The organism is Rothia nasimurium, from assembly GCF_035916755.1.
In the GTDB taxonomy this organism is placed as follows: Bacteria; Actinomycetota; Actinomycetes; order Actinomycetales; family Micrococcaceae; genus Rothia.
The window spans coordinates 1-13419 of the sequence record NZ_JAYWIX010000007.1 but is presented as its reverse complement, the minus strand read 5'-3'; the positions used below and the strand labels follow the sequence as shown (position 1 = coordinate 13419).

Here is a 13419-nt window from a genome sequence, read left to right as displayed (position 1 = left end):
AACCAACATAAAATAGAGGCAAGAACACCCAAATCGACAGGAAGGTAGAGCACGCATGTCTCTCCCCGCCATCACCGACCCCGCCCAGACCAAGGCCTGGGCAGCCCTGGCCGACCACCAGCAGAAGACCACCGCCGACCTGCGCGCCTGGTTCGAAGCCGACCCCACCCGCGCCGAAAAGCTAAGCTTCACCGCCGCCGACCTCTACGTTGACCTCTCCAAGAACCTCATCACCGAAGAGACCCTTGCCCTGCTGACCCAGCTGGCTGAAGAGGTTAACCTCGAAGAGCGCCGCGACGCCATGTTCGCCGGTGAGCGCATCAACGTCACCGAAGACCGCGCCGTCCTGCATACCGCCCTGCGCCGCCCCAAGGGCGCTACCCCCGCTCTCGTGGTTGATGGCCAGGACGTCGATACCGACGTTCACGAGGTCCTCGCCAAGATTTACGACTTTGCCGACCGCGTCCGCTCCGGCCAGTGGGTAGGTATTACCGGCAAGCGCATCGAAACCGTTGTCAACATCGGTATCGGCGGTTCAGACCTGGGCCCCGTCATGGTCTACGAGGCGCTGAAGCCCTACGCCCAGCCCGGCCTGTCTGCCCGCTTCATCTCCAACATCGACCCCACCGACGCCGCCGAGACCGTCAAGGACCTCGACCCCGAGACCACCCTCTTCATCGTCGCTTCCAAGACTTTCGGCACCCTCGAAACCCTCACCAACGCCCGCGTCTGCCGCGAGTGGCTGCTCACCTCTCTGCGCGAGGCCGGTGCCCTGGACGGCAAGGACGAAAAGGATGCCGTTGCCGCCCACTTCGTCGCCGTCTCCACCGCCCTGGATAAGGTCGAGGCTTTCGGCATCGACCCCGAGAACGCTTTTGGCTTCTGGAACTGGGTAGGCGGACGCTACTCCGTCGACTCCGCCATCGGCACCCCCCTGGCCATTGTGCTGGGCCCCGAGGTCTTCGAGCAGTTCCTGGCAGGCTTCCACGCCATGGACGAGCACTTCCGCACCGCCCCCCTGGCCGAAAACGTTCCCGCTCTCATGGGCCTACTGAACATCTGGAACGTCAACTTCCTGGGCGCTGAAACCCACGCAGTCCTTCCCTACGACCAGTATCTGCACCGTTTCCCCGCCTACCTGCAGCAGCTGACCATGGAATCCAATGGCAAGTCCGTGCGCGCCGACGGCAAGCCCGTCACCACCGCCACCGGTGAAGTCTTCTGGGGCGAGCCCGGCACCAACGGCCAGCACGCCTTCTACCAGCTCATCCACCAAGGCACCCGCCTGATCCCCGCCGACTTCATCGCCTTCGCCAACCCGGTTCACGCAACCCGCGACGGCGAGCAGGACGTCCACGAGCTCTTCCTGGCCAACTTCTTCGCCCAGACCAAGGCCCTGGCGTTCGGCAAGACCGCCGACGAGGTCCGCGCCGAAGGCACCGCCGAAGAAATCGTTCCGGCCCGTGTCTTCTCAGGCAACCGTCCCACCACCTCCATCATGGCCTCCCAGCTGACCCCCGCCGCCCTGGGTCAGCTCATCGCCCTCTACGAACACATCACCTTCGTTCAGGGTATTGTCTGGGGCATCGACTCCTTCGACCAGTGGGGCGTTGAACTCGGCAAGCAGCTGGCCCTGCAGCTGGCTCCCGCCGTAGGCGGCGACCGCGAGGTCCTGGCTCAGCAGGACTCCTCGACCCAGGGCCTGATTAGCTACTACCTGGAGAACCGCAACTAGTATCGCTTCGGCTAGACGCCCAGGTAAATATACCTCGCAGCACAAGACCCCGGTAACTCATGAGTTACCGGGGTCTTGTGCTAGTACTAGGCCAGGGTGGCCAGGATCGCCTGTTCGATGGTTGCAACCACTTGGGACTCTGGCAGGGTAGGTAGGTTGTTTCCCTCCACTCCCCCAGCATCTGCGCTTGCCGTGACCTGCGGACGCTCGGGCGCAGCGTCCGCTCCCCCAGCGGCTTCTACATGCGTGAGGGGAATGTGGATGAAGCCCGCCGGTATTGCCCCTTTGGTTGCGTGCATGAGCTCGTAAAAAACGTGGTTGCACACAAAGGTTCCAGCGGTGTACGACAGCTCCACGGGCAGCTGCTGAGAGCTAAGCTCTTCAAAAATTACTCGAGTAGGCAGAGTAGAGAAGTAGGCTTCGGGGCCGTCACCGCGGATGGGCTGGTCGATAAGCTGGGCACCAGCATTATCTGGAATACGGGCAGAGTCAAGATTGATGGCAACCCGTTCCAGGCTAACCTTATCGCGGCCAGCCGCAACACCGAGACTGATAGCTAGCTCAGGTTTGATGCGTTCTAAGAGCTCACCCAGCGCCCGGCTTGATTCGGCGAACTCCACCGGCAGTTCGTGAACTTCAACGCTGAGATGTGGAGCCGAGATCGCCAGGGCTTCCTGTGCCCCAAATGCTACCGCCTGGCTGGGGTTGATGGGTACCCCTTCAAAGGGGCCGAAATAAGTCAGCAGAAGGGTGGTCATCGTCGACTCCTGCGGTTTAGGTATTCTTGAAGGTATGTCTGAGCACAAGCCTACCCGCTATATCCACAGCGAAGAACCTCTGGAAGACACCCCCGAAGCCCTTAACCTCGATGGATTCGACGATGAAGAGCACCCGGACGAGCTTCGCACCCCGGCCGTGGCCCAGCAGGTAGGCTTCGCAGGGGCTGTGCGTCTTTTTTACCGACACTACTGGAACAGCAAAGGCCATGCATCAGCCAGCGAATTTTGGTGGGCAACAGTTTATTTAGCTGCGGGTACCGTTTTATATTTTGGAGCCACCATTTGGCTTAACTATCTCACGCTAAGTGAAAATGCTTCATCACTTTTACGCACCGTATTTATGTTGCTCGTTATAACAAACCCCCTATGGGTTGTTGTTAATATCGGTCCCGCCGTCTCCCTCTTCAGAAGACGGCGGAACGCGGTAACTGGTCTGACCAGCTTATAGGGTCTCCTAGCCCAGAATTTCAGGAGTCTTGAACTCTTGGCCCAGGAGGTGCTGGTCCAGCCAGGCCGTGAAGACCTGGTACCAAAGGCGGGAGTTGCCGGGTTTCAGGATCCAGTGCCCTTCATCGGGGAAATAGAGGTACTTGTGGCCAAGATCTGGTGAGTGGCGTTGCAGGTCAGCCCAGAGGTGGTGGGCCTGGCCGATGGGCACCCGGTAGTCCTTATCGCCGTGGATCACCAGCATGGGAGCTGCAATATCGGCAGCACGATGGCGCGGAGAGATGCTATCGCCCTCTCCCCCGAACTCGACCTTCCATTCGTGCCAGGAACCGTTATCTGACAGGTAGTACATGGTGTTGTAGTCCCAAATCGAGGCGTGGGTGACGTAGCACTTGAAGCGGGTGCCCGCGCGTCCTGCCACCCAGTTAGTCATAAAGCCACCGTAGGAGCCGCCCGAGAAGGCCACCTTATCCCCCTGGATATCATCACGCGCAGAGACCTCTTCGACCACCTGCATGATGTCGGTGTAGGGGGTGCCGCCCAGGTCGTCGCCGCCGCGGTCCAGCATGTGCTGGCCGTAGCCGGTGGAAATCGCGGGGTCTGGCAGCAGTACAGCGTAGCCTGCCTCGGTAAAGACCCAGGGGTTCCAGCGGTAGGTCCAGGAGTTCCAGGATCCCCAGGGCCCGCCGTGGGCAAAGACCAGCAGAGGTAGGGGGCCGTCCGCGTCCTTTTCAGGCAAAGCGAGGAAGGAGGTGAATTCGGTGCCGTCAGCGGCGGTGGAGCTCAGGCGCTCAAAACGGCCGGGGGCTTTCAGCTCTTCTACGGGGGTGGCGATTCGGGTGACTTGGCCGGTTTCTGGGTCGATACGCACCGGGTAGGGCGAATGCTGGTGCGCATCAGCCAGGGCAAGCAGGGAACCCTCGTTGTAGGTCAGCGCCGAGAAGTGGGTGGTGCCGTCATCAACCAGGGTGCGGGTTTCCCCGCCAAGACTGCCGGTGAAGATGGCGGTTGCGCCCAGGTGGTCGGTGACGAAGGCGTAGCGGTGATTGTCGAGCCATACGATGCTGTCTGCCCAGCGGTCAATGTCGCGGGAGAGTTCGGTAATCTGCCCGGTTTCTAGGTTGTAGTGGCTGGCATTGACCTTGATGGACTGGCCCGGCAGCCAGCGGCGTACCTCGGTGATAGCCAGGCCGGAGCCGTCCGGGGTGAAGGCACCTGCTGAGTAGTCGTGGGTTTCGCTGGCTTCGACCAGTAACTGGGGTTCTTTCTCGCCGTTGAGGTCTAGCAGCCAGGTGCTGTAGCGCTGGTGGATGCCGCGGGCCTTGGTATGCAGGGTGATGGCGGCGCGGTCGCCGGTGGGGCAGACTTCGAAACCGGCGAGTTCTGCGCGGTCCCCGGGTAGGGCAATACGGCGGGGTTCGCCGTCCCCGTCCTTAACATAGAGGGCGCGGACGCCGGTGCCCAGGTCCTGGTCCCAGTAGCGAGTGGGGAATTCGGTATAGAGCACGCCGGAGGTGGCGGTTTTCTCGCGTTCGTCGAGGGTCTTGGCTTGCTCTTCGAGGCTGCCCCGGTGGGCTTTGGCGCTGTAGATGTAGCGGGTGGTTTCACCGCGCTGGCGTACTGCGAGGGCTTCCACGCCGCCGGGGTGGGTGAAGATGAGTTCGGGTTCACCATGCTCGGGCAGGCGGTAGACACCTTTGAGGCTCTTGGAGTCGGCTTCGTCGACGTCCTTGCCCAGGGTCAGGTAGATCTGCCCGTCATCGGTGATGGTCAGGACGGAGGCGCCCGACTCGGGTGCGGTTAGCGGGTAGGGCTTGCTCTCCTGACCGGTGGGAAGGGCCCAGAGGCGGGGGCGCCACTTTGCGCCGTCCTTATTGAGGGTGTTGACGGTGAGCACCGGAGCACCGGTGCGGCCTGCCGTCAGCCCGACCATGCGGGGGTGTTCGATGAGCTGCGATAGGTAGGCAGCGTTTTTCTGCTGGTCTTTTTCTTGGAGTGTGGTGTCAGTCATATACACTACGGTATCACCAGTACCTATCGGGGCGGTAGCGCGTCCGGGTCCTCAAAATCATCGCCGGCGAGAAGCGGGAAAATATGCTGAGTATTCAGTAGGGCCTGCTTGCTGTGGTCATCGCGTGCAGGGTCGGGGTGAACCCACCGGATTTCCTCAATTTCAGCGCTGGGCGCGGCCTTCTCCAGATCAGCAGCACCCCCGGCAGTTACCAAGAGGTAAACATGGGCGCGGACGGTTCGCCCCGGCTCGTTGAGGGCAGCCGCTTCGTAGGTTCCCAGATTCATCAAGGAATAGCTATCGAGAACAAGGCCCAGTTCTTCGGTAGCTTCACGGCGGGCGGTTTCTTCGGCGGTTTCGCCCGGCTCAGGTTTACCTCCGGGGAGCATAAACCCTGTGGTACCGCGTTTGCGAACAGTGAGGACCTCACCCAAGGCATTACGAATGACAAGTGCAGAAACAACAATCGGGGCTGGAGTATCGGTGCTCATACCAGTAACCCTATCTCAGTAGTCGAGTCATGTTGTCACACATGCCCATCTATTTAGTGAGCGCAGGCACATCGTTGTATTCTTGGAAATGAAACTGCCCACAAGCGACAAGGGAGACGCCCTTCATGGCAAAGATTATCTACACCCACACCGATGAGGCTCCGCTGCTGGCGACCTACTCCTTCCTGCCCATTCTTGAGGCTTACGCTTCAACCGCCGGTGTTGAGGTAGAGACCCGCGATATTTCACTTTCGGGCCGTATTCTGGCTCAGTTCAGCGATATCCTCCCTGCCGACCAGCAGGTGGCGGACGCTCTAACCGAGCTAGGTGAGCTAGCTAAGACCCCCGAAGCCAACATCATCAAGCTGCCCAACATCTCGGCGTCCGTACCCCAGCTCAAGGCCGCTATCGCTGAGCTGCAGGAGAAGGGCTTCGCGATCCCCGATTACCCCGATGAGGTTGTGACCGAGCAGGATAAGGACGTCCGCGCCCGCTACGACCGCGTCAAGGGTTCAGCCGTGAACCCGGTTCTGCGCGAGGGCAACTCCGACCGCCGCGCTCCCCTGTCTGTTAAGAACTACGCCCGCAAGAACCCCCACTCCATGGGCGCCTGGTCAGCAGATTCCAAGACCAATGTTGCTACCATGGGCCACGACGACTTCTTCTCTAACGAGAAGTCCGTGATTATTGAGGCTGACGATACCCTGAAGATTCAGCATGTTGGCACCGACGGCACCGTGACCGTCCTGAAGGAATCTGTGCCCGTACTGGCTGGCGAAATCGTCGACGGCACCTACATGAATGTAGCTGAACTCGATAAGTTCCTGGCCGAGCAGGTTGCCCGTGCCAAGGCTGAGGGTGTGCTCTTCTCTGTACACCTGAAGGCCACCATGATGAAGGTTTCTGACCCCATCCTCTTCGGCCGCGTCGTGCGCGCCTACTTCTCCGAGCTTTTTGAGACCTACGGTGAGCAGCTGGATGCCGCCGGTCTGAACGGCAACAACGGCCTGGCCGCTATCATCTCTGGCATTGATACCCTGCCCGAGGATATCCGTGAGGACGTCCGCGAGCTCATCCACAAGGGCCTGCAGGAGGGCCCCGAGCTGGCCTACGTCAATTCTGATAAGGGCATCACCAACCTGCACGTTCCTTCGGACGTCATTGTGGATGCTTCTATGCCCGCGATGATTCGTACCTCCGGTCAGATGTGGGGCGAGTCAGGCCAGCAGGCTGACACCCTGGCTGTGCTCCCCGATTCCTCCTACGCTGGCGTCTACCAGACCGTCATCGAGGACTGCCGGGCTAACGGCGCCTACGACCCCACCACCATGGGTACCGTGCCCAACGTGGGCCTGATGGCCCAGAAGGCTGAAGAATACGGTTCACACGACAAGACCTTCCAGCTTGAGGCGGACGGTAAGGTTCAGGTTGTGAACGCTGCCGGTGACGTACTCATTGAACACGAGGTTTCTGCCGGTGATATCTGGCGCGCCTGCCAGACCAAGGACATCCCCGTTCAAGACTGGATCAAGCTGGCTGTCACCCGCGCCCGCGACTCCCAGACCCCCGCTGTCTTCTGGCTCGATAAGAACCGCGCCCACGACGCTAACCTGATTTCCAAGGTCGAGAAGTACCTGCCCGAGCACGACACTTCAGGTCTGGATATCCGCATTCTGGCTCCGGCTGAGGCAACCCAGTTCTCCATTGACCGCATCCGCAAGGGTGAGGACACCATTTCGGTGACCGGTAACGTACTGCGTGACTACCTGACCGATCTCTTCCCCATCCTGGAACTGGGCACCTCAGCCAAGATGCTGTCGATTGTTCCGCTGATTAACGGTGGCGGCCTCTTTGAGACCGGCGCTGGCGGTTCTGCCCCTAAGCATGTTCAGCAGGTTCTAGAAGAGAACCACCTGCGCTGGGATTCTCTGGGTGAGTTCCTGGCTCTGGCTGCTTCCTTTGAGCACCTGGCGAAGACCACCGGTAATGCTTCTGCCCAGGTTCTGGCTGACACCTTGGATAAGGCCACCGGTACTTTCTTGAATGAGAACAAGTCGCCTTCCCGCCGTGTGGGCGAGATTGATAACCGCGGTTCGCACTTCTACCTGGCTAAGTTCTGGGCTGAGGAGCTGGCTGCTCAGGGTGAGGACGCCGACCTGGCGGCTAAGTTCACCCCGGTAGCTGATGCCCTGGCAGCGAACGAGGAGAAGATTGTGGCTGAGCTGAACGGTGTGCAGGGTACGCCTGTGGACCTGGGCGGCTACTACAAGCCGGCGGACGTGCTGGCGGATGCGGCCATGCGCCCGAGCAAAACCCTGAATGAGGTTGTGGATAGCCTGACCAAGTAAAACCCCGAAAGTGAAGAGTGGCCCCGGCAGAAATGCTGGGGCCTTCTTTACAGCATTAGCTTTTCCAGTTCAACTAGTCAGGTAGCCACATGAAAGAACTTACCCTCAAAGAAATAGCAGAATTTAGAATCCTCAGCTCAACCTATAACACCGAGAAGGAAAACAAACTCCCTAAAAAAATTAAAGACTTAATCAAATCCAAAGAACCTGATTATGTTAACAAGAAGCTAATTGATGAAATCTTCAGGAAGCTAAAATTCCCCCATGGTGGAGCCATCTGGGTCAAGGCTAAATTTATAATAGAGCCGACTCACCTAACGATTAAAATCGAAGAGCACAAGCTTACATCTTACAACTTAGATAAAGAGGTAAATCTGAGAATAAGCGATAAAGAATTTACCCACCCTCTCAAAATTGATGCCCATCTTCACAAACGCGGCATAAGAACCCAAGATTTAGAATTCTCAACAGCCACCCCAGGGCCACTCACCAACTTCTCATATAAGAGAAATGGGAAAAATAAATTTACCACAAACCCTACTAACTTTGAAAAAGTTAGTAAAATTTTCGGCAGATTCATAGACAGCGAAAAATATTATAAGAACGTCAAAGGACTCAATCTCCCCATCACACACGATCTCAACACTCTCGATAAGATATATGAAGAATACTCTTCAGATCCGCTTAAAAACCCAGCTCATATCAACTATATCCACCTATCAAAATTAGCAGAGTATATTTCAATCAACAAGCTTTACCAAAAGAGCAACGAAAAACAGAAAATTAGATATATATTTGATATATACAAAGAAGGTACAGATTTTACTCTAGACACCTCGAATGAAAACATTCGCAATGCATTCACCCCGTACAAATCTCACTACAGAAAGATTTCCGAATACACAAAAGATGGGCTCCTCCCCCATTTCAAAAAAATCTTGGAAACGATAACCGTCGAAAACCTTTCAGAATACAGCAAAAAAGTTTCTGCATCTACACCCGTAGTTTTTGGACTAACAACACTTTTGGCGTCATTATTCCTACTCCAGATAACAAATTGGAATATTAACTACGCCGCAGACTTATCCAAATATTTAACCAGAGATATATTCTTCAATATAATATTATTCACCATAATTGGGATATTTATATATTCATCCATCCTGGCAGGATTCCTATTTTTTGGAACTCCCATAAACCTACTTTTAGATAAGCTCCACGAATTAAACATACCTACCATATGGAAAAAAGTAATAATTCTTTTAATATTGATGGGGGTTATATCGATGGGGATTTACATAAAATTACACTTCCCCCCACTCCTCGCCCTTATGGTATTGATTATCATTATAGCGCCAATCTCCCTGAATGTTTTCACTCGATTAATCTATCAATATAAAGATTTATTCCACATACCATTTAAAGTTATTATATTTGTAATTGCAATTACAATCCCACTCAATGGAATAATAAATTTTTCCTCCCCTCAATCTCTTTATGCACAATCATGTGCGTACAAAATTGAAAACGATAGAATTTATGCCTACAGATATTTTGAGACTAACAACTGGGCAGAGAAGATTGAAATTGCAATCCTGCCAGGTAGTAGTGATAGATGGATTGATGATAGCAAATTGCAAATTCCTACTAAAATAACTGTCGATAAATCTGAATTACGCTCATTGGATTCCTGCACAGATGAACACTCAACCTGGAGTGAAGCAGAATATGCCTTCGAAATAGAGAAAATAAGTTCATCGCCAAAGCTCAGAAGAATGTTCCCCGATCAGGAAACCAGCAATCTCGTTTCCACAAAAAATTAATACAAGGAGCTTAATGAACATTACCAACTTTAAAGAAATTGGAAGCTACTCTCTGATTCTTGTAATAGCAAGCAATATTTTACTGTACTCCAGCGCATTAAAATCAGCGCACGGAGACTACTATATTGCCTACGAAATTATGAAATCTATGTCCCTACAGTCGTGGCTAGTCGGTAATATCGCAACATTATCGATTTTATTTTTAGTGATTTCCTTACCGCTTTTTTACTATGCCAGATATAAAAGAATTAAACACCTGCAAGAACAAGGGAATCCGCGGAAAATCCAATACACACGCGATATAATTACTCACGTTACCATCCCGCTTACTGTGCTCTCACTCTTCATTGAATTTTTTCTTGGATTCCACGGAACTTTATCTATACTATTACGGGCTATCTTTCTTTTAACCATCACTTTCTGGGGAATCCATAGTCATTTTAAAGAAATCCCCATCTCAGATAAACCCCTAAAAATAGCCTCCTATATCTGGATGACAATATTCCTCCTAGCCAGTGTCTACACAATTCGAGATTCAGTAATTATTGGACAAAGCTGCCTCCTACAGGTAAATAATGATAAAACTGAAAAAATTGCGACAATAGTTCCAATTGAGCACTCGCAAGAGTCCTTAAAAGCGATATATTTAGAACACCACCTGAATTCCGCAGATACAAATAGGCAAGCTGCATACCTTGCCATCCAACCAATCGATGAAACATTCTCAATATACCCAAGATCCTGTGATTCAGTTCAATTGAACAATTAATAAAATTATCCAGCATGAATACTAATTTAAAATATACTACAGTTTCTCAAGCTCAGGTATTTATCTTTAGCCCAAGAGCTTTCGCGGGTGCGAGAACGTAGCAGTGAGCGCAATAAACTAATTTGACTCTGGAAATCTTATATACGCTAAATTATCCAGAAGAAAGGAGAATCGCCAAATATGCAGCTGAAATATCAGGAAGGATGTTTCAGTTACACCTCAACTATTTACTACCCAAGAATCTTTGAATTACTACTTCTATATCCCTAATGTCGTTCTCGACGACACTTCTAATCTGCTCTTCAAGAACGCTGAAATACTGATGGGCAAGAAAATTCCGCATGCCCACGACCTCATGCCAGGGGATCTCCGGGTGGGATGCTTTAAAATCATCAGGCAAATGCCGAACAGCCTCACCAATAATTTCGATGTTCCTAATAATGGCGTCAAGAGCCATCAGCTCAGTATCTGTCTTACCCAGAAATTTCTGATACTTAAAACACTTATCAATCGCTGACTGAATATCTTCTAAACGTTGCTCTAAAGACCTGCTCATACCGGCACGCAATCCTCTAAAGCAGTCGCAGAAACCCCTTCACGCAGAAACTCAGGCACAACAACATCTACATCTCTACCCAAAATCTGACGGAATAACTCGTTAATACCGCCCATTCGCATTAAAAAACGATGCTCCGGGTTCCGCAACCTCACCATAAAATCAATATCGCTCTGGGCCTTAGCTTCTCCCCTAGCCACAGAGCCAAACACCTGCAAATCATAGGCATCATAGCGGTCGAGCACAGCCTGTAGTTCAGCCCTGTGCTCCGCAACCTTATCCAGCGTCAGCCTAGATTCAGCAGTTATCATGCTCATACCACCATGCTACAAGAGGGACCTAGAAGCCGACAGTAGTCCTGCCAAAATCCTGGCCTCTAATGATTCCTTCCGCTCCCCTAGTCCGTCCGTATCAGGCACCAGGCCTGGCTGAAGTCTGGCTACACCCGGCCAGCCACTGCTCCACCAGGTCATCAGCCGCATGAAGCGGCGCTCTCAGTTCTTTCACCAAACTGCCTATCCTCCCTCTAAAACCACGGGCCCTGCCAGAGCTAGCCCTTACCGGCATGTACAGCCCCTCAACACTCTGCACGTTAAAGCAGGCAGGGAGTCCCCCTGACAGGCACAGAAACTACCCACCCCTAGCACTTCTAAAATCTTCTAAAGAGTTCTAAAAAATATTTTAGAATTGGCCCAGTCAGGACTCCGCCGCCTAGGCTCCCCCCACCAGCAATGCAGTTATCCGGGGCAGCTCCTGCACTCGACCGCGCTTCCCTAAAAGATGGCACCGCAACACAGCCCGCCCCATCACCTCTACCCCCCTGAGGGGAGTAGCAGGTGATGGGGCGGGTAAAGAGTGCTCCAGGAACCTAGAGGCCTTAGGCGGCGGCCAGGGAGTTAGCGATGCTTTCCGCCAGGGCCTTGGTTTCGGCGGCGTCCGAGGTAGAAATCGCAATCATGGAGTAGCCGGAGCCACCACCAGCAGGAACAATCAGGTAGGCGCCCTCTACGGTGATGCCGTTGGCAGACATATTGTAGGTCAGCTGAGCGTCCTCACCCAGGGAAGTTTCCATGGTGGAGTATTCACCCACGTCTGCGCCAAAGGTCTCCAGAATGGGGGTCAGTTCTTCCTTGGTGGGCAGAGAGGACGCGGGGATAGGCTTAGCCTCCACAGTTACGCTGCTGCCACCTACTGCGTTCAGCTCAGTGGACATAGCCATCAGGTCCAGTGCGGCAACCTGCTGCTTGAAGGTCTCGGCGTCAAAGGCACCACCGCTGATTTCAATCATGGCCTGGATAGCTTCTTCAATTTCTGCGATGGTCTGGGCGTTCAGTTCCATCCAGCTCTCGGGCACAGCGAAGGTAATCTGGTTCTGGCTGGCGGTCACAACCTTGTGACCTTCGGGGATAACGGCTTCCTTGGCGGGGGCGGCGCTCTCGCTTGCGGCAGCTGAGGTTTCAGCGGCAGAGGCGCTAGCGGCGGCGCTGCTGGAGGATGAAGCGGAAGAGGACGCGGCGGTGTCCTCCTTGGCGCCACAGCCTACCAGGAGGGTCAGGCTCAAGAGGGCGGCGGACGATGCAGAGAGAGCACGGGTAGAAAATTTCACAGTCGGGCCAGGCCGGTAACAATCTGTCGTACAGAAAGCAAGAGCATCCCCGCAGGTAAAAGCCACCAGCCGCTAGAGGCCAGCAACCCCGGGCATAGTTGTGCCCCGCTCCCCTACCCCTCCCAGCAGAGGGAGCAAGCAGAAGGAACGGGGCACCCCAGAAGGTCTACCCTAGCGTTCTCTAACGCTTCTTGGGTAGGGAGCAATCTGCCTTATTCATGGCAAGGTTGGAACCGTTGAAGCAGGTGGGGATCTTGTAGGTCTGGGTGGCGTAGCCCCGGCCCTGCATGGTCCTCTTGTTACCTGCTGGGTCTACCTCACAGGGGGTGTTCACCGCGCAGGCTTCACCGTGATCAGCTGTCGTGTTATTGACGGCAATAATAGCGCCGGTGTTAGCGTCAATCACCGGGGAGCCGCTGGAGCCGCCCCGCACCTGGCAGCCGGAGGCCGTGTAGCGGATAGCGTCCCGCCAGAGCCATTCGCCCTCGTGCAGTTCGTGGGCAAAGCCGTCAATAGCGCAGGAGTAGTTGGTGTTCCAGTAGGTGCTGGGGATGTTGATGGGGGTTCCTGCGTTGGGGCGGGTGGTGGAGAAGGGGCGGATCTTGACGCCGCTTCGCTTGAGCTGGGCGTAGGTCTTGTCTGAGCGCAGGATAGCCAGGTCGGTGTCGTCCATGGTTGCGTACACAACCTCGATGAGCTTGCCGCTGGCAAGGGCCTTAGCGGGGTCGGGGGGGGGGGGGGGGGGGGGGGGGGGGGGGGGGGGGGGGGGGGGGGGGGGGGGGGGGGGGGGGGGGGGGGGGGGGGGGGGGGGGGGGGGGGGGGGGGGGGGGGGGGGGGGGGGGGGGGGGGGGGGG

At 55.0% G+C, this 13419-nt stretch carries 12 protein-coding genes; 5 read left to right on the top strand and 7 right to left on the bottom strand.

Annotated features, from left to right (window positions below; translation table 11 throughout):
* Window positions 1-55 precede the first annotated feature (55 nt).
* The gene (gene pgi / locus VSX42_RS08555; protein WP_326503889.1) at window positions 56-1735 is read left to right on the top strand and encodes a glucose-6-phosphate isomerase; all 1680 of its coding nucleotides are present in this window, start codon (window positions 56-58) and stop codon (window positions 1733-1735) included.
* A gap of 86 nt (window positions 1736-1821) precedes the next feature.
* On the opposite strand, the gene VSX42_RS08550 is transcribed toward pgi, so the two are convergent.
* Complete coding sequence (locus VSX42_RS08550) at window positions 1822-2493, bottom strand: pyroglutamyl-peptidase I (RefSeq protein ID WP_326503888.1); 672 nt, start codon at window positions 2491-2493, stop codon at window positions 1822-1824.
* A 34-nt stretch (window positions 2494-2527) separates the two neighbouring features.
* Here VSX42_RS08550 and VSX42_RS08545 point away from each other — a divergent pair, with 34 nt between their 5' ends.
* On the top strand, window positions 2528-2962 hold the full coding sequence (locus tag VSX42_RS08545) for a hypothetical protein (RefSeq protein ID WP_326503887.1): 435 nt from the start codon (window positions 2528-2530) through the stop codon (window positions 2960-2962).
* 6 nt (window positions 2963-2968) lie between these two features.
* Here VSX42_RS08545 and VSX42_RS08540 read toward each other — a convergent pair whose 3' ends face one another.
* Window positions 2969-4972 (bottom strand): prolyl oligopeptidase family serine peptidase, encoded by a 2004-nt coding sequence (locus tag VSX42_RS08540; protein WP_326503886.1) that lies wholly within the window; start codon window positions 4970-4972, stop codon window positions 2969-2971.
* Between the two features lie 23 nt (window positions 4973-4995).
* Window positions 4996-5463, bottom strand: coding sequence for an NUDIX domain-containing protein (locus tag VSX42_RS08535; protein WP_326503885.1), 468 nt, complete (start codon window positions 5461-5463; stop codon window positions 4996-4998).
* A 125-nt stretch (window positions 5464-5588) separates the two neighbouring features.
* Between VSX42_RS08535 and VSX42_RS08530 the strand changes: the two genes are divergently transcribed.
* From VSX42_RS08530 to VSX42_RS08520, 3 genes are all read left to right on the top strand, one after another.
* A complete protein-coding gene (locus VSX42_RS08530; protein ID WP_326503884.1) occupies window positions 5589-7811 on the top strand; it encodes an NADP-dependent isocitrate dehydrogenase in 2223 nt (740 codons plus the stop codon).
* A gap of 89 nt (window positions 7812-7900) precedes the next feature.
* Complete coding sequence (locus VSX42_RS08525; RefSeq protein WP_326503883.1) at window positions 7901-9634, top strand: hypothetical protein; 1734 nt, start codon at window positions 7901-7903, stop codon at window positions 9632-9634.
* A gap of 13 nt (window positions 9635-9647) precedes the next feature.
* Window positions 9648-10403 (top strand): hypothetical protein, encoded by a 756-nt coding sequence (locus tag VSX42_RS08520; RefSeq protein ID WP_326503882.1) that lies wholly within the window; start codon window positions 9648-9650, stop codon window positions 10401-10403.
* A gap of 223 nt (window positions 10404-10626) precedes the next feature.
* Here VSX42_RS08520 and VSX42_RS08515 read toward each other — a convergent pair whose 3' ends face one another.
* The 4 genes from VSX42_RS08515 to VSX42_RS08500 form a co-directional block, all read right to left on the bottom strand.
* Entirely contained in the window at window positions 10627-10959 is a 333-nt protein-coding gene (locus VSX42_RS08515) for a DUF86 domain-containing protein (protein ID WP_326503881.1), read from the bottom strand.
* Window positions 10956-11276 carry a nucleotidyltransferase family protein gene (locus tag VSX42_RS08510; RefSeq protein WP_326503880.1) on the bottom strand — a complete coding sequence of 107 codons (321 nt, stop codon included), beginning with the start codon at window positions 11274-11276 and terminating at the stop codon, window positions 10956-10958. The genes VSX42_RS08515 and VSX42_RS08510 overlap by 4 nt, the downstream gene beginning before the upstream one ends.
* Window positions 11277-11836: 560 nt before the next feature.
* Complete coding sequence (locus tag VSX42_RS08505; RefSeq protein WP_326503879.1) at window positions 11837-12565, bottom strand: hypothetical protein; 729 nt, start codon at window positions 12563-12565, stop codon at window positions 11837-11839.
* 181 nt (window positions 12566-12746) lie between these two features.
* Window positions 12747-13419: trypsin-like peptidase domain-containing protein (locus VSX42_RS08500; RefSeq protein WP_326503878.1), on the bottom strand; the 673-nt coding region annotated here is incomplete at its 5' end.

Coding starts and splice junctions, on each gene's coding strand:
- pgi (WP_326503889.1), top strand. CDS start 56: ATGTCTCTCCCCGCCATCACCGACCCCGCCCAGACCAAGGCCTGGGCA.
- VSX42_RS08550 (WP_326503888.1), bottom strand. CDS start 2,493: ATGACCACCCTTCTGCTGACTTATTTCGGCCCCTTTGAAGGGGTACCC.
- VSX42_RS08545 (WP_326503887.1), top strand. CDS start 2,528: ATGTCTGAGCACAAGCCTACCCGCTATATCCACAGCGAAGAACCTCTG.
- VSX42_RS08540 (WP_326503886.1), bottom strand. CDS start 4,972: ATGACTGACACCACACTCCAAGAAAAAGACCAGCAGAAAAACGCTGCC.
- VSX42_RS08535 (WP_326503885.1), bottom strand. CDS start 5,463: ATGAGCACCGATACTCCAGCCCCGATTGTTGTTTCTGCACTTGTCATT.
- VSX42_RS08530 (WP_326503884.1), top strand. CDS start 5,589: ATGGCAAAGATTATCTACACCCACACCGATGAGGCTCCGCTGCTGGCG.
- VSX42_RS08525 (WP_326503883.1), top strand. CDS start 7,901: ATGAAAGAACTTACCCTCAAAGAAATAGCAGAATTTAGAATCCTCAGC.
- VSX42_RS08520 (WP_326503882.1), top strand. CDS start 9,648: ATGAACATTACCAACTTTAAAGAAATTGGAAGCTACTCTCTGATTCTT.
- VSX42_RS08515 (WP_326503881.1), bottom strand. CDS start 10,959: ATGAGCAGGTCTTTAGAGCAACGTTTAGAAGATATTCAGTCAGCGATT.
- VSX42_RS08510 (WP_326503880.1), bottom strand. CDS start 11,276: ATGAGCATGATAACTGCTGAATCTAGGCTGACGCTGGATAAGGTTGCG.